The following is an 18,431-nucleotide window of genomic DNA, read 5'->3' as shown; positions in this document are numbered from 1 at the left end:
ATTTGAACAGATTTACATTGAAATGGGATATAGACTCGGCTGAGGAAGGAACTTTGGTTAGAGAATTTTTAAAAACAAAAGGGATCTCCAAAGCCGCATTAACGGATATAAAGTTTCACGGCGGAGCAATTGAAGTAAATGGTCAACATGCGAGCGTTCGCCATCAGTTGCAAGCTGGTGAAGAATTACGTGTCTTTTTTCCGGTGGAGGAAAGAAGTGAAGGGATGATTGCAGAAGATATCCCTTTATGTATTGTATACGAAGATGATGCAGTTCTTGTCATAAACAAAGAGGCGAACATGTCAACGATTCCGTCTAGAGAACACCCGGCCGGAAGTGTTGCAAATGCGCTTTTATCTCATTATGATAAGCAACATCTTGCAAGTACGGTGCACATCGTAACGAGGTTAGACCGTGATACTTCAGGGCTTATGCTTATTGCAAAAAATCGTTTCGTACATCATCTTTTATCGAAACAGCATCAACAAAAAGCTGTGAAAAGAACGTATGAAGCGATCGTTCACGGTGAGATGGTAGAAAGAGAAGGAACGATTGACGCACCGATTGGACGAAAATCGGATAGCATTATTGAGCGAACCGTTTGTGAGGAGGGGCAAAGAGCCGTTACTCATTTTAGAGTGATCGATAGCGCCAATCATAAGACGCATGTATCACTTGAGCTCGATACAGGGAGAACGCATCAAATTCGTGTACATATGGCGCACATAGGACATCCGCTACTTGGTGATAATTTATATGGTGGAAAAAGAGATGAAATGAAACGACAAGCGCTTCACAGTACATCCCTGACGTTTTATCATCCTATTTTAGAGAAAGAAATGTCTTTCACTACACCGATTCCAAGCGATATGCAAGCGGTAGTAACGCATACTTAAAAAGGGAACAAAATTCTTATGTAACGAAGAATTTTGTTCCCTTTTTTCTTAGCGGAATAATATTAAAATTTGATTGTCGCCCGTGCGCTTTATAACGAAAAAGCCACTTTTAGATTTTGTAGCAATGCCATCGTTATTTGGACGACAATATCCATGCGTTTCGCAAGTGCCGTCATCACGTACTAACATTTGTCCGATTAATCCGACAGGAAGCCACTCGGTACGATCTTTTCTTGCTATATATTTGCAAGCTGGATCCCATTCTGTATTTAAAAGAGGTTGTATGTCTTGCGATTCCGTACGTACATATTGACGTTTTCCAAAGCTATCTGTTTTATAGCGTTTTTGCCAACTTAAAGCGCCGCTATTTCCTATAAGAGCGGGGGTGGCGCTAGATATTCCTAAGATGAATGAATCGTTTGAAGTAGCGATTCGAATTTTTTCTTCGCTACTAAATGTAACGAAATAACCTACATCAATAAAAGTATTGTCTACTGTTTCAAACATTTGTGCAAAATCAGTTCCGCTTGCATTGTAAGAAGCGCCATCAATGTACATTTCTCCATTATGAGCAAGCCACTTTGCACCGATATTATGATCGGTTTCATTTGTGCCGTTTGCAATAAACCAAGAATAAGATTCATCTGCTGTGCCGAAGCGCCCCATAATATGGCTACCTGCAAAATGAGCTGTTGATGTATGATTACCTTCCGCATGAGAAGAAAATCCGTTAGCGATAGTCGCGGTTCCTTCTGCATGTGCTGCTTCGCCTAAAGCGATTGTATGTTTACCTTCCGCATGAGAATAAGCGCCACCTGCTGTCGTTTCACTTCCTTCACTATGGGAACTATGTCCAGTTGCTTTCGTTTTTGATCCTTCTGCATGAGAGAAAGAACCTTTTGCATGTGTCAGAAGTCCTTCTGCATGTGAAGCCGTACCCTCTGCATTAGAGTGAAGACCCTCTGCATGTGCATACCTCCCCCCTTTTTTTACTTTTGTATTTTCAGGTGTAGGGGTTTGAATTATGATAGTCTTTTCTGTTTGTATATCGCCTGATGGTGCTAATGCTTCTTTAATTTTTTTTACTTGATTTATAATAGCAGCTGGAATTTCTGCTTCCGCTTTTTTATTTATCGCTACAGGGCTGTTTTCTTCCGTATTCTTCTCTACTTGCTCAGAAGGCACAATCTGTTCAGTATGAGTAGAGAGAGGTTTATCTTTTTGCTGCCTTTTTGTTTTTCGATTATCAATTATGCGGCTCATTACAGCATTTTCTAAAGAGACATATTTGGGTCGAGCTTTGATTTTTGGGGAAGCCTCTTGTCCTTCCAGTTCTTCTAAAGCGGCAGCTCGAATGCTGCACCAGTTGTTAATTCCGTACATGGGCAGATAAAAAGGCGGGCATTTTCTTTTTTGTTTAGAAGATTTTTTCTTCATTCTGTCACCTCCTGCGACAGTATATGCCGTGTAATGAAAAAAAGATGCACTTTATTGCATCTTTTTTTCATTGCTTTAAGCAGTTTTTATATGAGAGCGACCTAAATGATCTGGCATCCCTCGTAAGTTATGAAATTGGGCGGAATTTCTCAGGGACAAAAGGCAGGGAGGAAGGAACGGAAACAGTCTCCATTTCAGGATAACGTAGTCCAGTTAATTTCCCACCAAATACAGCGCCAGTGTCAATATTGACTGTATGATTTACAAAGCGGGGTTCTTTTACGGGTGTATGTCCATATACAACCCAAGCTGTTCCTTTATACTCCTTTGCCCAGTCGCGACGGACAGGAGAGCCGTCAGCATGTTTTTCTCCTGTAATATCGCCGTATAATACAAAGGTTTGTACTTTTTTATCTTGTCTTCCTATGTAATCTTGCCGAATGCCGGCGTGACACACAATTAACCTTTTTTCATCGAGTACATGATATAAAGGGGAGTGCTCGTAAAGTGTGATGAATTTTTCTTTTATCATGTTTTGTTGATGAGAAGGCAGTGCTTCATATTCGGCAACAGTTGTTTCGAGTCCATGAGCGATTGTCACATTACGTCCAAGGAAAAATCGGTATAGTTTATTGCAGTGATTTCCCGGAGCGTAATACGCTACTTTTTTATTTATGACAAGTTCCCATACAATTTCAATCATACGTAATGAATGAGGACCACGATCTGTGATATCGCCAACAAAAGCAAGCTTGCGTTGATCAGGGTGAATCGGCAAGTCACTATTCCAGTTATATCCGAGTTTTTTGGTTAAATCTTGAAACTCTTGGAAGCATCCATGAATATCCCCTATAATGTCATATTTCATATGTAAACCTCCATCATATTTTTCATTAGTATATCTAAAAAAGGATAGAGATAAAAATATACCGTTTTTGTGCTTCAGTTGAACATAAAGATTTTCGTTCTTGAGCGGACGTTTAAAACAAATCCAATCGCTATCATGTATGTGAGTAAGGAGCTTCCTCCGTAGCTCATAAGGGGTAGTGTGATGCCTGTAATAGGTAGTAATCCGATTGTCATCCCGATATTTTGAAATACTTGAAAAGTAAACATTCCGATTGTACCAGCGCAGATGTAACTACCGAAAGGGTCATTACTCTCTATAGCGATATGAATCATGCGGAAAATAAGTAGGAAAAAAAGTGCAATAATGACGCTTGCGCCTAAAAATCCGAATTGCTCAGCGACATTCGTGAAAATAAAATCTGTATGTGGTTCTGGAAAGTATACTTGTCCATTTTCCCAACCTTTTCCTTGCATTTCTCCTGATCCGGTAGCTAAGAAAGCTTGTCTTAATTGATAGCCTTGCGCATCATATTTGTATGGCGCTAACCAGCCGTAGAAGCGATTTAGTTGATATTCTTGTAAAATGTGTGCTTTAAAGAATTTTGTATGAGTGAAAAAAATATACGTTAATGTAAAGCCAGATACAAAGATACCAGAAACTAACCCGAAAATAAAACGCCAACGTATACCAGAAACTAATATCATTGCTGCGAGCATAGCTGAAATTACCATTGTGTTTCCTAAATCAGGTTCCTTTGCAATCAGTAGTAGTGGCGGCAAACTTGTTGCGCATATTTTTCCGAGTAATAGAAAATCGTCGTGTATTGTTCGGTAAAAATATTTCTCATTATGATTAGCTATAATTCGTCCGATGACGATAATTAAAAACAATTTCATAATTTCGGAAGGCTGGAAATTTCCGATGCCTGGGAGCCTGTACCAAGCGGTCGCACCTTTAATTGTAACGGCACCTGGTACTTGAAATTCTAGTCCAATAAGTAGTACCAATGCAAAGCTATATAAATACCAAGCAATTTTTTGATAACGATCGAAATCAATAATCATAATTATACCAATGGCTATGAATCCAATGAAGTACCACTGGATTTGCTTTAATACAAAATTTACATGTTGCAAAAATGGTGGTAAAGAGGCTTGTGCACTTGCAATTGCAAAACAACTAACAATCCCAATGGCAAATAAAATGAATAGTAATACGTAGTCTATTTGATATTGAGAATTTGGATCTTTCAATGTGTGTATTCCTTTCTATCGCCTAGTAAGTATATGGATCATGTCATGATAAAAATAATATACAAGCAGACTATGCATACATTTATTCCACTATTTGTGGGAAGTCATACATCACACGGAAGGAGTAGTGCCTACCGTGTGATGGACTATATGGCATGGAGTTCTTTTGTAATGATATTTAAACAATGGGAGAGACGGGCATGTGTATCGGAAGTTGGAATGAGGTTTGGGAATAACTGATAAAAATTCACGGCATCATCGTGCCATTCGCAAGCTTTTAACAGACTCGATTTATAATGGGTGCTATCTTGTAAGAAACCATATTTTTTGGAGGTTAAAACGAGATGTGAAAAATCTTCACAACCTTCAAGGAATTTGTGATGTACTTGCTGCCCCGTGTGAAGGCGGAATGAACTTAAGGGCTCAGTTATATACATCGCATCACCTTTTGACAGTAAACTGATCCAAGAGGCCATATCAACACTACAACCATATTTTCTACCATTTAAAGTGCCGAAAGGTTCTGCTAATAGATGTTTTCGAAAGAGTACAGTCGTAGGTTCACCAATAATGTTTTGTCCCAGTATAAGCATATGGTTTCCAAAATCTTCCCCGTTTAGTAGAGTATCTTCATCATATAATTTTTTCATGGAGGGATGTTGTTCAATTATATCTCCATTATCATCAATCCAAGTGCGATAGGAGGTGATAAGTGCAATGTCTTGATTTAAATCTTGTTGGAAATAAAACATCATTTTTTCGATTTTATTATTATAAAATATATCATCGTCCATTAAGAAATTTATGTACTCTCCATTTGATTGCTTTAAGAGCATAAGGGCGTTATGAAATTGCCCTAGAGTAGTGGCATTTCGAATGTATGTTATATTTTTATGCTTATGTAAATAATGTCGGTATATTAATTTTTCTGTTTCATTATTTGTACTATCGTCTCCTACAATGATTTCAATATTGGAATACGTTTGTGCTAATGCACTTTCTAGAGCAATTTTAAAATAATGTGGTCGATTATAGGTGGGAATAAGGATGGAAACGAGCGGCAGATTTTTTATATTATTCATATACAACTACCTTTCAGAAATTTTTTGAGTAAGAATAATATCTTGATAACTTGTATGCTCAGTTCTGCCACACCATGAGCCATAATGGGGAGGAGTCTGCATTTCTAGTCCATACTTATTTAATAGGGTAAGAATATCTTTCTCAAGATAGGCAACTGCGAAATTCGGGATTTCTTTATTTAGAACATAACAATTGTCAATTTGATGATAAAAACCTAACGTACTTAGACCTGCATTTAAAAAATAGGAAGATTCAGGGTTAATTAAAAAGAAAGTAATGAAACATCTCCCATCCTTTTTTAAAACTCGAGAAATTTCACTTAAGTAATGTTCCAATTCTTTCGGAAGGAGGTGGGTAAATATAGACGTTAAAAAAATAAAATCAAATGATTCATCTTCATATGGAAACTTGTATTGGGAAGCATCTTCTTTTCCATCAGGATTATAGAATTGATTATATATATCGACATGTTCAAAATGGAAATTGTTACGGCGTGTTGAAATGTTATTTTTGCACCATGTAATTCCCTTAGTGAATAAGTCAAATCCATAATAAGTACCATCATCGTTTAAATAATCCATTAATGGAACCGCCATCCGGCCGATACCGCAACCTATATCTAACACTGTTTCATTTGGTTTTACATTGCCAATTTCAATAAAATACTGCATAAACTCTTTTCCAACTTCTTCAAAGTCACCACCTACATATTGAACGAGTTCTGGAGGTGGAATTAATGTGGATTTTCTCTTATTTTCGTTCATACATTCACTCCGTCCTTATAGTAAAGTAGGGGATTTCTATTGTATATAAGTTCATCAGTTATAGTGAGGGGAACTTTACACGATTGGTTCTTATGAATAAGTAGTGTAAAGTTCCTCTCAAAAAAATAAACTTGTATTCTATTCTTTCCGCCAATAAATACCGAAATCATCAATTTTAGTAATAGGAGCTTGTAAGTTTCTTTCATTTCTGAAATCTGTTACAGCTTCTGCGCATGTTACTAATCCGTAGTCATCAATAATAATAAAGCCACCTGTTGACACTTTATCGTATAAGTTTACAAGACTATCCATCGTTGATTCATACATATCACCATCAAGGCGAGCAATTGCAATTTTTTCTACCGGTGCTGAAGGTAATGTATCTTTAAACCAACCCTTTAAAAATTTCACCTGATCATTTAATAAATCATATTTTCTAAAGTTCTCTTGCACTGTTTCTAAAGAAACCCGTAAGTAATCGAATGTGTGCAAGTAATCACCGTAATCTTTCGGGTATTGTTCTAAGTTAGGTGCTGGTAGACCTTCAAACGAATCGGCAACCCACACAGTACGATCCGTAATGTTGTTTGCTTGTAAAAAACCATTCATAAAAATGCATGATCCTCCGCGCCATACACCAGTTTCAATAAAATCACCTTCTATATTTTCACGGACAACAGTTTCCATAGCTTCGTGTAATTGATTCATACGTTTTCGGCCAATCATACTATGTGCTGCTCTTGGCCAATCTTTGCCGCCTTGCCGCTCACTTTTTGAAACGTTAGGGTCAACGATTTTTAAATTGTGATTTTCTACGTACTGCTTAAGAAATAAAGGAAGCGGAACAGTAACTGGTTCATATGATAGCTCTTTAGATATATGTAACGAAGCAGGTAAGTATGGTTCGTATTCTAACCATATTTCAAATAAAATTGTTTTCTTTAATAATTCAAGATAAAGCTGAACAGCTGATTTATTTTCCATATAAGTGCCTCCTGCGGAATGTCATACAACATTATGACTATGTAGAAAAGAAAGATTTAATGATTGAATTTACAAATGAAAAAGCAGTAAGACTAATACCAGTCTTACTGCTAAGTACAAAATTAAGCAATTTTCTCAATAATAATTGATGCACTTGTACCAAGAGCTAGTGATAATCCAATTCCTGTAACAACTGCTTCAACGAGTGATGGTGTTGTCGTAATTTGTGTAATGGCTTGGATAACGATAGGAGCTCCAAGTGAAATTAAACTTGTGCCCGCTCCCGGCACAGTAACCCCATTAACTTGAATTGCAAGACTTCCTAATACACTTACTGCCGCTGTATAAGCAATAACCGTAATTTTATAAAAACCAGTTTCACTAATTACGAAAGTATCGGCATCCATTTGAGAAATTGCCGTACCAAATTGAGATCCAACGGTATTAAATGGTACTGGATCATTAATTCCAAGAGCTACAGAAATTGCAGCTGAGTTAAAGGCATACAATCCTGCTGGCAGTCCTAACCCAGAAGGTCCAGTTGGCCCAGTAGCACCAGTAGCACCAGTTGGTCCAGTCGCGCCAGTAGCACCAGTTGGCCCAGTCGGTCCAGTAGCACCAGTAGCACCAGTAGCACCAGTTGGCCCAGTTGCGCCGGTAGCACCAGTAGCACCAGTCGGCCCAGTCGGCCCAGTCGGTCCAGTTGGTCCAGTTGGTCCAGTTGGTCCAGTTGGTCCAGTCGGTCCAGTTGGTGCAGTCGGCCCAGTTGGTGCAGTTGGCCCAGTCGGTCCAGTCGGTCCAGTCGGTCCAGTCGGCCCAGTCGGAAGGGTAAACGGCGGTATCGGTGGTAATGTTGGTCCTACAAGATTAGGGTCAAATGCACTAGCTGATAAAGATTCATCGGGATTTAATCCATCTGAATAATTATTATTTGACATAAATTCACCTCCATAAAGCGTTCATTATATAGTAGATGCAAAACCGGAAGAAAATGACACGGACATTTGAATTATTGAAAAGAAATCTTAAACTGCTTGTGCAAGTTAAAAAAGTGGAAAGTTTATTGTATGTATAACATATGAATGATTTGGAAGAGGGTGATTATGTTGACCAAGCAAGGAATTACAATTAGTTTATGTATGATTGTTCGAGATGAGGAAGATACAATCGGTCGATGTTTAGACGCAGTAGAAAAAATTGTTGATGAAATTATTATAGTGGATACAGGTTCCATTGATCGGACGAAAGAAATTGTAGCTCAATATACTTCTAACATATATGACTTTCCATGGATTAATGATTTTGCGGCAGCTAGAAATTTTTCTTTTTCGAAAGCAACGCAAGAATATATATTCTGGTTAGATGCTGATGATGTGTTATTAGAAGATGCGCAAGAGGCATTGAACTTATTAAAAAGAGAATTAGATCCTAATGTGGATGCCGTTTCGATGCCATATCATCTTGTAATGGATTCTAACGGGAAACCTTTATATTGTACAAGAAGATATCGACTTGTAAAGCGTGAAAAACAATTTCAATGGTTTGGAAAGGTGCATGAGTATTTAGCTATTTTTGGTGAGATTTTTAATAGTAATGTTGCGATTACGCATAAAAAAGAAAAGAAAGTAACGAATCGTAATTTGAAAATTTTTCAAGATGCTGTAGTAGCTGGGGAAGAATTGAGTCCGAGAGATTTGTTTTATTATGCGAATGAATCTATGGATAATCAAAAATATGATGATGCAGTTTTACTATATGAAACATTTCTTAATCAAGAAGAGGGTTGGTATGAAGAGAAAATTTATGCATGTGGTAAATTAGGAGATTGCTATGCAAAGCTTGGATCATGGGAAAAGGCAATTGAATCTTGCGTGAAGTCGTTTCGATATGATGTTCCAAGAGGAGAGAATTGTACAAGAATAGGATATATATATATGGAACAACAAAAGTATAACGAAGCGATATTTTGGTTTAAACTTGCAACGGAAGTACCAATGGCGACGGAGAGTCCGTTTCATAGTCCGGCGAGCTACACATGGCTTCCTTATTTACAAATGTGTATTTGTTATAGCAAGTTAGGTGAGCAAGATAAAGCTTATTATTACAATGAATTAGCAGCTTCTTATGTTCCGAATAATGCTGCAATTGAATATAACCGCAAATATTTTCGGAGTGTTTTTGATAAACAATATAAATCGTTATAGGCAGCTTTTTTTAGAATTGGCTCATTGCGATTCTAACTCTAATAGATTAGCTATATAGTAAAGTATCGGCAATGTAACTAGTACTGGTTACATCTATAGACTTTAGATGAAATTTATATTTCAAATTCAATTTGCATAAGGAGTGTGTAAAATGAATTCTCCAAAAAATTCTTTATATGAAGAAAAGTCTGGGCATTATTATAATGCAGTGAATCCGAATGTATTAAAACATATAAAAAAGGAATGGAAAGAAGTTCTTGATATCGGTTGTTCGAGTGGTGCACTTGGAGCTGCCATAAAAGAAAATGGCACACGTGTATCTGGAATTGAGGCATTCCCAGAGGCGGCAGAACAAGCAAAAGAAAAACTAGATCATGTTGTTTTAGGCGATATAGAAACAATGGATATGCCGTATGAGGAGGAGCAATTTGATTGCGTTATATTTGGTGACGTATTAGAGCATTTATTTGATCCGTGGGCGGTAATAGAAAAAGTAAAACCGTATATAAAGCAAAATGGTGTGATTTTGGCTAGTATACCGAATGTTTCACACATTTCAGTATTAGCTCCCTTACTTGCTGGAAATTGGACGTATACAGAATATGGTTTATTAGATAAAACACATATTCGCTTCTTTACATTTAATGAAATGCTACGAATGTTTTTAAAAGCAGGCTATTCAATTAGTAAAGTAGATCGTGTATATGTTGATCATAAAATGTATGAGCCGCTTATTGAGGAATTATATGGTATTTGTAAAAAATATCGTCTTGGAAGTGGCTTCATGGCTGAGACGGTTGTATTTCAATACATTATTGAAGCAGAAAAATCACAATTATGAGTGCAGCAGATAAAACAATATTATTTGTTACGTGTATAAATGATCGGAAAATGTATGCACAATGTGCACGACATATATTACAATTGCCAGTTCCTCCAGGATACACGATACAGTTTATGCCGATTCGGAATGCGAAAAGTATGACGAGCGGATATAATCAAGCAATTTCGCATCCGGCAAAATATAAAGTGTATATACATCAAGATGTTTTCATTGTAAATGTAGGGTTTTTATATGGATTACTTCAATTGTTTCAAGAACATGAACATCTTGGAATGATTGGTATGGTTGGAGCCCAATATGTTCCTCCAAATGGAATATGGAATGTAGGCAGAGGAGTTGTTGGAAAAGTCATTGGTTATATGAATGATTTATTTTATATGGCAAGTCAAGAAAAGCCGTATCATGACTCAAAAACATTTATGCCTGTAGAATGTATTGACGGTTTATTAATGGCAACACAATACGATATTCCATGGCGGGAAGACTTGTTTGATGGGTTTGACTATTATGATGTGTCTCAATCGTTTGAATTTAGAAAAGCGGGCTATACAGTTGGGGTTCCTGTACAGCGTGATGCGTGGTGCATTCACTATCATATCGATGTGGATATGACCAACTATGAAAAGTATAGAAAGATATTTGTAGAGCACTATATGTCAGATGTAAATCAAGACGAATAGAGGGGCTACAAAATGAAAGATCATACAATATTAGTCGTTGTTTGTATAAATAATGAAGAGCTATTTGAACAATGCGAGAGACAAATAAGAAACCTTTTTGTTCCCCCTGGTTATGTCGTACAAATTTTTCCGATACGAGATGCGAAAAGTATGGCGAGTGCATATAACCGAGCGCTTTCATATCCCGCGAAGTATAAGGTTTATATACATCAAGATACTTATCTTATTAATCGAGAGATGTTTTATACACTCATTTCTCTTTTTAAAGATAACGAAAAACTAGGTTTAATTGGAGTAGCTGGCGCCCAGTTTTTACCGAGCAACGGGATATGGTGGGAAGGGAAAAATTTAGTAGGGAAAGTGATTGAGTACAGGAGACAGAATTATCAATTATTAAATTTAGATCAAGTTTTTTATGGGAATCAACCATTTTTGTCAGTTCAGGCAATTGATGGTTTATTGATGGCAACGCAATATGATATTCCGTGGCGAGAAGATTTATTTCAAGGATTCCACTTTTATGATGTGTCGCAGTCTTTAGAGTTTCAAAAGGCGGGTTATTTAATTGGTATCCCTAATCAAGCAAATGTATGGTGTATTCACTACAACGGGGATGAGTTTGATGCGGATACATATGAGAAGGATCGGAAAGTGTTTGTAGAACATTACAAAGATATATTATCTCCATCATAAGGGAGAGATGCAGGGTGAAAGGAATTATTTTAGCAGGTGGAACTGGGTCGAGATTATATCCCATAACGAAAGTAACGAATAAACATTTGCTTCCTGTTGGACGTTATCCAATGATTTATCATGCGGTATATAAGCTAAAACAATGCGAGATTACAGATATTATGATTATTACAGGTAAAGAGCATATGGGAGATGTTGTTAGTTTTTTAGGGAGCGGTCAAGAGTTTGGCGTGTCCTTTACGTATCGTGTGCAAGATAAGGCTGGCGGAATTGCGCAAGCATTAGGGCTTTGTGAAGATTTCGTTGGGAATGATCGCATGGTAGTTATATTAGGAGATAATATCTTTTCTGATGATATTCGTTCGTATGTTGAAGAGTTTGCAAATCAAAAAGAGGGTGCGAAAGTACTGCTGCAATCTGTAGATGATCCGGAGAGATTTGGCGTAGCGCATATTCAAAACGACAAAATAATTGAAATTGAAGAAAAGCCGAAAGAGCCGAAAAGTTCCTATGCAGTCACAGGAATTTATTTGTATGATTCGAAAGTCTTTTCTTATATAAAAGAATTAAAACCTTCCGCAAGGGGAGAACTTGAAATTACAGATATTAATAATTGGTATTTAAAACGAGGTGTACTTACTTATAATGAAATGAGCGGTTGGTGGACGGATGCAGGAACTCACATTTCTCTTCAAAGGGCGAATACGTTAGCGCGGGATATAAACTTTGGTAAACAGTTTAACGGAGAATAGGTGAGAATATGAAAGTTATAGAAACAAACTTTACTGACGCAAAATTGTTAGAACCGAGGTTATTTGGAGATGGGCGTGGCTTTTTTACTGAAAGTTATAATAAGAAGGTGTTAGAAACATTAGGGATTACGTATTCATTTGTACAGGATAATGTTTCATATTCAGCGGAAGCGGGAACGATTCGGGGATTACACTTTCAAAAAAATCCGAAAGCACAAACGAAACTTATTCAAGTTATGCAAGGAGCAATCTATGACGTTATCGTCGATTTGCGAAAAGATTCTCCAACGTTTAGGCAGTGGAGAGGATATATTTTAAGTGCAGATAATCATCGGCAATTATTAGTACCAAAAGGATTTGCGCACGGTTTTTGTACACTTGTTCCGCATACGATTGTTATGTATAAAGTAGATGAGTATTATAGTGCTGATCATGATTCAGGGGTGCTTTGGGGTGATAAAGAATTAGCAATTCCATGGCCGGTAACAAGTCCTATTTTGTCTGACAAAGATCGAATATTACCATCACTCCAGGAATGTGAAGATAGTTTTTGAGTAGGAGAGTTGTTTATGAATATATTAGTAACAGGTGGAGCTGGATTTATTGGAAGTAATTTTGTGCATTATATGTTACAAAGCTATGAAACATATAAAATTATTAATTTCGATGCATTAACATATAGCGGGAATTTAAATAATGTGAAGTCTCTTCAAAATCACCCGAATTACTCTTTTGTAAAAGGGGAAATTCAAAATGGAGAGCTGCTGGAGCATGTTATTCAGGAACGTGATGTGCAAGTCATTGTCAATTTCGCAGCTGAATCACATGTGGACCGTAGTATTGAAAATCCGATCCCTTTTTATGATACAAATGTAATTGGGACAGTCACCTTATTAGAATTAGTAAAAAAATATCCGCATATTAAACTCGTGCAAGTATCAACGGATGAGGTGTATGGATCTTTAGGAAAAACAGGGCGATTTACCGAGGAAACCCCGTTAGCTCCAAATAGTCCATATTCTTCAAGCAAAGCGAGCGCCGATATGATAGCTTTATCTTATTATAAAACATATCAATTACCAGTTATCGTAACGCGTTGTTCCAATAACTATGGACCGTATCAATATCCTGAAAAATTAATTCCGTTAATGGTTACGAATGCGCTCGAAGGAAAAAAATTACCGTTATATGGAGATGGATTAAATGTAAGAGATTGGCTACATGTAACGGATCATTGCAGTGCGATTGATGTTGTTTTGCATAAGGGACGTATAGGAGAAGTATATAATATAGGTGGAAATAATGAAAAAACAAATATAGATGTTGTGGAACAAATTATTACTCTCTTAGGAAAAACGGAAAAGGATATTGAATATGTGACAGACCGTTTAGGACACGACCGCCGTTATGCGATTGATGCAGAGAAAATGAAGAATGAATTTGATTGGGAACCGAAGTATACGTTTGAGCAAGGGTTACAAGAAACGGTGCAATGGTATGAGAAGAATGAGGAATGGTGGAAACCATTAAAAAAGTAAGGGGCATATAAATGAGAGAACGGATTATCATAACAGGAGCAAATGGTCAATTGGGAAAGCAACTACAAGAAGAGTTAAATCCTGAAGAATATGACATATATCCATTTGATAAAAAGTTACTAGATATAACAAATATATCCAAAGTGCAGCAAGTAGTACAAGAAATAAGGCCACATATCATTATTCATTGTGCAGCGTATACGAAGGTTGATCAAGCTGAGAAAGAACGAGATCTTGCTTTTAGAATAAATGCAATAGGGGCTCGAAATGTAGCAGTTGCCTCACAATTAGTGGGGGCGAAGTTAGTTTATATTAGTACGGATTATGTATTTCAAGGTGATAGACCGGAAGGGTACGATGAATTTCATAATCCGGCGCCGATAAATATATATGGGGCTTCTAAATATGCGGGAGAGCAGTTCGTCAAAGAGTTACATAATAAATACTTTATCGTTCGTACATCGTGGTTATATGGTAAGTATGGAAATAATTTTGTGAAAACGATGATGCGATTAGGGAAAGAAAGAGAAGAAGTATCTGTTGTAGTGGATCAAATCGGTTCTCCTACGTATGTGGCGGATTTAAATGTAATGATTAATAAGCTCATTCATACTTCTTTATACGGTACGTATCACGTATCCAATAGAGGATCATGTTCTTGGTTTGAATTTGCAAAGAAAATATTTTCGTATGCAAATATGAAAGTGGATGTATTACCGGTTTCAACTGAAGAATTTGGAGCGGCGGCAGCGAGACCAAAATATTCTATTTTCCAACATAATATGCTACGATTAAATGGTTTTTTACAAATGCCTTCCTGGGAAGAAGGGTTAGAGCGTTTTTTTATAGAAACAAAAAGTCATTAACATTTTAAGTTAATGACTTTTTTGTTTGCCTTTAAGAGGTTTTATGATACTATAATTATAGTATCAGGTACTAATAACAAGTATAAGTATTTCTGGGAGGATATATCATGGAACTATTACAAGGGAAAACATTTGTTGTTATGGGCGTTGCGAACCAAAGAAGTATTGCATGGGGAATTGCTCGCTCTTTGCATAATGCAGGTGCAAAATTAATCTTCACATATGCAGGAGAACGTTTGGAGAGAAACGTTCGTGAATTAGCGGATACATTAGAAGGACAAGAATCACTTGTATTACCTTGTGATGTAACAAATGATGAAGAACTTACCGCTTGTTTTGAAACAATCAAGCAAGAAGTTGGTACAATTCACGGTGTTGCACACTGTATTGCTTTTGCAAATCGTGACGACTTAAAAGGTGAATTTGTAGATACTTCTCGCGACGGATTTTTACTTGCACAAAATATTAGTGCATTCTCCTTAACAGCTGTAGCAAGAGAAGCGAAGAAAGTAATGACAGAAGGCGGAAATATTTTAACGTTAACATATCTTGGCGGCGAGCGCGTTGTGAAAAACTATAACGTTATGGGCGTTGCAAAAGCTTCATTAGAAGCGAGCGTGAAATATTTAGCGAACGATTTAGGTCAACATGGCATTCGCGTTAACGCTATTTCAGCAGGTCCAATTCGTACGTTATCTGCAAAAGGTGTAGGCGACTTTAACTCAATCTTAAGAGAAATTGAGGAGCGCGCACCACTTCGTCGTACAACAACTCCAGAAGAAGTTGGGGATACGGCAGTATTCTTATTCAGTGATTTAGCACGCGGCGTAACAGGAGAAAACATTCACGTTGATTCAGGGTATCATATCCTAGGATAATTATAATATTAAATGTTAAAGGACAATCTCAACATGTAGAGATTGTCCTTTTTATTTGTTCTTCGAAAGAACGATTTTTAACGAAAGTTCTTACCATGTGATGAATATAACTATAGTAGTACACGATTTATCCGACTTTAATGGGCAGTAAGACCCCCACCTCAAAATTCAGCGAAAGCAAAGAAGTTAGGTGGGGGATCAACTGCCCATAAAAGTCCGATTGGTTAGGGCTAATAATCAGTGGGGGATGAAGAACCCCCCCACTGATTAAAGTTTCACTTTATCCAGCTACGTATGGAAGTGGGAGGGACGAGTGTGAAGAATAAAAATAAAAGTTCAACAGTTGGAAAACCGTTGTTATATATTGCGCAAGTAAGTTTGGAACTTGCTGCACCGAAAATAAAAAGAATTATCTTAACAAACTTTGAAAATGAGGATCGAAGAGAGGAAAGTAATAGAAACGAAAATGTTGTAAGTAGTGCTGTGGAAGAGGTCATAGAACAAGAACAGGAACAACAAGAGGAGCAGCAAGTGGAAGGGAAAATAGAAGAAGAGGAACGAGTACAAGAACAGCAAGAGCCAGTGAGAACTGTTCCATATAATAAATCATTTAAGGATATGAATAACGAAGAGAGAATTCATTTTTTATTAAATCGCCCTCATTATATTCCGAAAGTAAGGTGCAGAATAAAAACAGCTACAGTCTCATATGTTGGATCAATCATATCGTATCGTAATGGAATTGTAGCGATTATGCCACCAAATAGCATGCGAGATATTAAGTTGTCTATAGATGATATCCAATCAATTAGTATGGCTGGCTTTTAAATATGTAAAGGTGGTAGAAATCTTCTACCACCCCAATAGTTTTTTAGTTTACTTCACTTATTAGATAGAAACGTCGCGTAAGCACTGGATAGCACAGAAACAGCTTAAATCAACAGTAAGGCAAGTGTTAGTCGATACTAATCTTGCATTTGGTACAGCTAAAAACGTACAAATTGGATTATCACCAGGCGGTACAGGAGAACCGTCACCTAATACAACAGTTAATACACGTAGCACAGCACAGCTATCATCATCTACACTTTCCACACGGAAAATTGGAGATTGGCAGCTAACAAGGCTTGCAGATGGTGCAAATGCTTCAAATGCTGTTCCAGCTTTTGTGTATAAAATAAAAGGACGTGTATTTGCTACTGAAGCACTATTGTGTGCCCCTAAAAATGGGATTTCACAACCAGATCCACACGTTGTTGTAGAACAATCTTGTAATTCATTGATGAATTTTACAACGTCAACTACACAATGAGAAGAGCCATGGTGTTTATTTTCGTTACAACTCATTAATGTCACTCCTTATCTTCTTGTTTGTATTTACATTAATAAGATATTGGAGTCGAGGAGATTTGGTCACAATCTCAAGACCTTTTTTTTTAAATAGGCGAAAGAAGATAAGGGAAGGTGGAATCATGCTGTTTACAAGTTGGCTTTTATTTTTTATTTTCGCGTTAGCGGCTTTTAGGCTCACCCGTTTAATTGTTTATGATAAAATTACAGCTTTTTTGCGAAGACCGTTTATTGACGAATTAGAGATTAAAGAGCCGGATGGAAGTGTATCAACTTTTACAAAAGTAAAAGGTAAAGGATTAAGAAAGTGGATTGGCGAATTATTAAGCTGTTATTGGTGTACAGGTGTATGGGTTAGTGCTTTTTTATTAGTGTTATATAATTGGATCCCTATCGTTGCAGAACCGTTACTTGCGTTATTAGCTATTGCAGGAGCAGCAGCAATCATTGAAACGATTACAGGATACTTTATGGGAGAATAATATATTTTCATAATACGAGAAAAAGCGGAGTTTAAAAGAATGAGGGAACGGAAATAAAGAGTTGTTCATATAGTAAATAGACAGAATTGACAGTAGAGGAGATGTTTGCTGTGAGCAATAATCCAAGGCGAAATTCATATGACCTGCAGCAATGGTATAACATACAGCAACAGCACCATGCACAACAACAGGCATATCAAGAACAATTGCAACAACAAGGATTTGTGAAGAAAAAAGGATGCAATTGTGGGAAAAAGAAGAATACAATAAAACACTATGAAGAATGAAACACTCATGCTACTGTGAGTGTTTTTTATTATACATATAAAAAGCGGTATTTCAATGAAGAAATACCGCTTTTTACTAACCAATTTGTGAAACTGTTAATGCTGCAGCACGGATGTCTACAGTTCCAATTAACTCAACTGGTACAATTTGAATTAAGTCACCAGGGTTTAAGTTAATAAGAATAACACCACTGGATACGTCTACTTCACCAGTACCAATAACGTTAGAACGAACCGCTGTACCTGATCCAGGAATAATGTTAGCCGGTGTACCTAATGATAAGAAGAAACGACCAGCCTCTGGTGCAGTAGGTACATTATCAAGACTAATTGTTAATGTATAACTGATTTGATAAATACCAGCTCGTAGAATTCGAATGCCATCTCCGACACTTACTGTATCATTTATTACAGGAACAGGAATATTTGGGTTTGGACTTACGCTAGGTAATAGTAGTGGTGTAAATAATGAAGCGAACTGAGGTGCAGACGCGTTGAAAGCAAAACCGAAGGCAGGTAGTGTACTAGCTGGTTTCGCCTCACAATCGATTTTTGTAAATTCGCAATCAGAAGAGAACATGTTTTTCACT

At 37.0% G+C, this 18,431-nt stretch carries 22 protein-coding genes; 13 read left to right on the top strand and 9 right to left on the bottom strand.

Annotated features, from left to right (window positions below):
* The first annotated feature begins 2 nt into the window (after positions 1-2).
* Positions 3-896: an RluA family pseudouridine synthase gene (locus AC0NJG_RS19590; protein WP_087951670.1), complete on the top strand. Its 894-nt coding sequence runs from the start codon at positions 3-5 to the stop codon at positions 894-896.
* 48 nt (positions 897-944) lie between these two features.
* Here AC0NJG_RS19590 and AC0NJG_RS19585 read toward each other — a convergent pair whose 3' ends face one another.
* From AC0NJG_RS19585 to AC0NJG_RS19555, 7 genes are all read right to left on the bottom strand, one after another.
* Positions 945-2,333: a peptidase G2 autoproteolytic cleavage domain-containing protein gene (locus AC0NJG_RS19585; RefSeq protein WP_474063320.1), complete on the bottom strand. Its 1,389-nt coding sequence runs from the start codon at positions 2,331-2,333 to the stop codon at positions 945-947.
* Between the two features lie 127 nt (positions 2,334-2,460).
* The gene (gene prpE / locus AC0NJG_RS19580) at positions 2,461-3,201 is read right to left on the bottom strand and encodes a bis(5'-nucleosyl)-tetraphosphatase PrpE (RefSeq protein ID WP_087951672.1); all 741 of its coding nucleotides are present in this window, start codon (positions 3,199-3,201) and stop codon (positions 2,461-2,463) included.
* Between the two features lie 74 nt (positions 3,202-3,275).
* On the bottom strand, positions 3,276-4,436 hold the full coding sequence (locus AC0NJG_RS19575) for an FtsW/RodA/SpoVE family cell cycle protein (protein WP_088327848.1): 1,161 nt from the start codon (positions 4,434-4,436) through the stop codon (positions 3,276-3,278).
* Between the two features lie 146 nt (positions 4,437-4,582).
* The gene (locus AC0NJG_RS19570; protein ID WP_087994568.1) at positions 4,583-5,518 is read right to left on the bottom strand and encodes a glycosyltransferase family 2 protein; all 936 of its coding nucleotides are present in this window, start codon (positions 5,516-5,518) and stop codon (positions 4,583-4,585) included.
* A 6-nt stretch (positions 5,519-5,524) separates the two neighbouring features.
* Entirely contained in the window at positions 5,525-6,283 is a 759-nt protein-coding gene (locus AC0NJG_RS19565; RefSeq protein WP_087951675.1) for a class I SAM-dependent methyltransferase, read from the bottom strand.
* Positions 6,284-6,421: 138 nt separating this feature from the next.
* Entirely contained in the window at positions 6,422-7,267 is an 846-nt protein-coding gene (locus AC0NJG_RS19560) for a TylF/MycF family methyltransferase (protein WP_061183201.1), read from the bottom strand.
* A gap of 122 nt (positions 7,268-7,389) precedes the next feature.
* Positions 7,390-8,205: a BclA C-terminal domain-containing protein gene (locus AC0NJG_RS19555; RefSeq protein WP_474063319.1), complete on the bottom strand. Its 816-nt coding sequence runs from the start codon at positions 8,203-8,205 to the stop codon at positions 7,390-7,392.
* Between the two features lie 165 nt (positions 8,206-8,370).
* On the opposite strand from AC0NJG_RS19555, the gene AC0NJG_RS19550 reads away from it, so the two are divergent.
* The 10 genes from AC0NJG_RS19550 to AC0NJG_RS19505 all read left to right on the top strand — a co-directional run bounded on the left by AC0NJG_RS19550 (position 8,371) and on the right by AC0NJG_RS19505 (position 16,550).
* Complete coding sequence (locus AC0NJG_RS19550; RefSeq protein ID WP_061183199.1) at positions 8,371-9,471, top strand: glycosyltransferase; 1,101 nt, start codon at positions 8,371-8,373, stop codon at positions 9,469-9,471.
* A gap of 151 nt (positions 9,472-9,622) precedes the next feature.
* A complete protein-coding gene (locus AC0NJG_RS19545; RefSeq protein WP_016716878.1) occupies positions 9,623-10,312 on the top strand; it encodes a class I SAM-dependent methyltransferase in 690 nt (229 codons plus the stop codon).
* Entirely contained in the window at positions 10,309-10,995 is a 687-nt protein-coding gene (locus AC0NJG_RS19540) for a glycosyltransferase family protein (protein WP_001271197.1), read from the top strand. The genes AC0NJG_RS19545 and AC0NJG_RS19540 overlap by 4 nt, the downstream gene beginning before the upstream one ends.
* Before the next feature lie 12 nt (positions 10,996-11,007).
* Positions 11,008-11,688 carry a glycosyltransferase family protein gene (locus AC0NJG_RS19535; RefSeq protein WP_000651514.1) on the top strand — a complete coding sequence of 227 codons (681 nt, stop codon included), beginning with the start codon at positions 11,008-11,010 and terminating at the stop codon, positions 11,686-11,688.
* A 14-nt stretch (positions 11,689-11,702) separates the two neighbouring features.
* A complete protein-coding gene (locus AC0NJG_RS19530; protein ID WP_087951678.1) occupies positions 11,703-12,440 on the top strand; it encodes a sugar phosphate nucleotidyltransferase in 738 nt (245 codons plus the stop codon).
* 8 nt (positions 12,441-12,448) lie between these two features.
* Entirely contained in the window at positions 12,449-12,994 is a 546-nt protein-coding gene (gene rfbC, locus AC0NJG_RS19525) for a dTDP-4-dehydrorhamnose 3,5-epimerase (RefSeq protein ID WP_087951679.1), read from the top strand.
* A gap of 15 nt (positions 12,995-13,009) precedes the next feature.
* Complete coding sequence (rfbB, locus tag AC0NJG_RS19520) at positions 13,010-13,978, top strand: dTDP-glucose 4,6-dehydratase (RefSeq protein ID WP_088327846.1); 969 nt, start codon at positions 13,010-13,012, stop codon at positions 13,976-13,978.
* A gap of 11 nt (positions 13,979-13,989) precedes the next feature.
* A complete protein-coding gene (gene rfbD / locus AC0NJG_RS19515) occupies positions 13,990-14,844 on the top strand; it encodes a dTDP-4-dehydrorhamnose reductase (protein ID WP_087951681.1) in 855 nt (284 codons plus the stop codon).
* Between the two features lie 107 nt (positions 14,845-14,951).
* Complete coding sequence (gene fabI, locus AC0NJG_RS19510) at positions 14,952-15,722, top strand: enoyl-ACP reductase FabI (RefSeq protein ID WP_000421885.1); 771 nt, start codon at positions 14,952-14,954, stop codon at positions 15,720-15,722.
* A gap of 294 nt (positions 15,723-16,016) precedes the next feature.
* Positions 16,017-16,550 carry a spore coat CotO family protein gene (locus AC0NJG_RS19505; protein WP_087951682.1) on the top strand — a complete coding sequence of 178 codons (534 nt, stop codon included), beginning with the start codon at positions 16,017-16,019 and terminating at the stop codon, positions 16,548-16,550.
* A gap of 60 nt (positions 16,551-16,610) precedes the next feature.
* Here AC0NJG_RS19505 and exsY read toward each other — a convergent pair whose 3' ends face one another.
* Positions 16,611-17,069, bottom strand: a complete 459-nt coding sequence (gene exsY / locus AC0NJG_RS19500; protein ID WP_001277726.1) for an exosporium assembly protein ExsY — start codon at positions 17,067-17,069, stop codon at positions 16,611-16,613.
* A 125-nt stretch (positions 17,070-17,194) separates the two neighbouring features.
* Between exsY and AC0NJG_RS19495 the strand changes: the two genes are divergently transcribed.
* Both AC0NJG_RS19495 and AC0NJG_RS19490 read left to right on the top strand, forming a co-directional pair.
* Positions 17,195-17,554, top strand: a complete 360-nt coding sequence (locus AC0NJG_RS19495) for a DUF1360 domain-containing protein (protein WP_087951683.1) — start codon at positions 17,195-17,197, stop codon at positions 17,552-17,554.
* 101 nt (positions 17,555-17,655) lie between these two features.
* Positions 17,656-17,841 (top strand): cytochrome C oxidase subunit III, encoded by a 186-nt coding sequence (locus AC0NJG_RS19490; protein ID WP_087951684.1) that lies wholly within the window; start codon positions 17,656-17,658, stop codon positions 17,839-17,841.
* Between the two features lie 76 nt (positions 17,842-17,917).
* Here the strand turns inward: AC0NJG_RS19490 and exsF are convergent, their stop codons facing one another.
* Positions 17,918-18,421 (bottom strand): exosporium protein ExsF, encoded by a 504-nt coding sequence (gene exsF / locus AC0NJG_RS19485; RefSeq protein WP_000492932.1) that lies wholly within the window; start codon positions 18,419-18,421, stop codon positions 17,918-17,920.
* Between the last annotated feature and the right edge of the window lie 10 nt (positions 18,422-18,431).

The sequence above is a fragment of the Bacillus sp. SSR7 genome (assembly GCF_055902415.1).
Note: the sequence above shows the minus strand (reverse complement) of the source record. Positions and strands in the feature narration are given on the sequence as shown.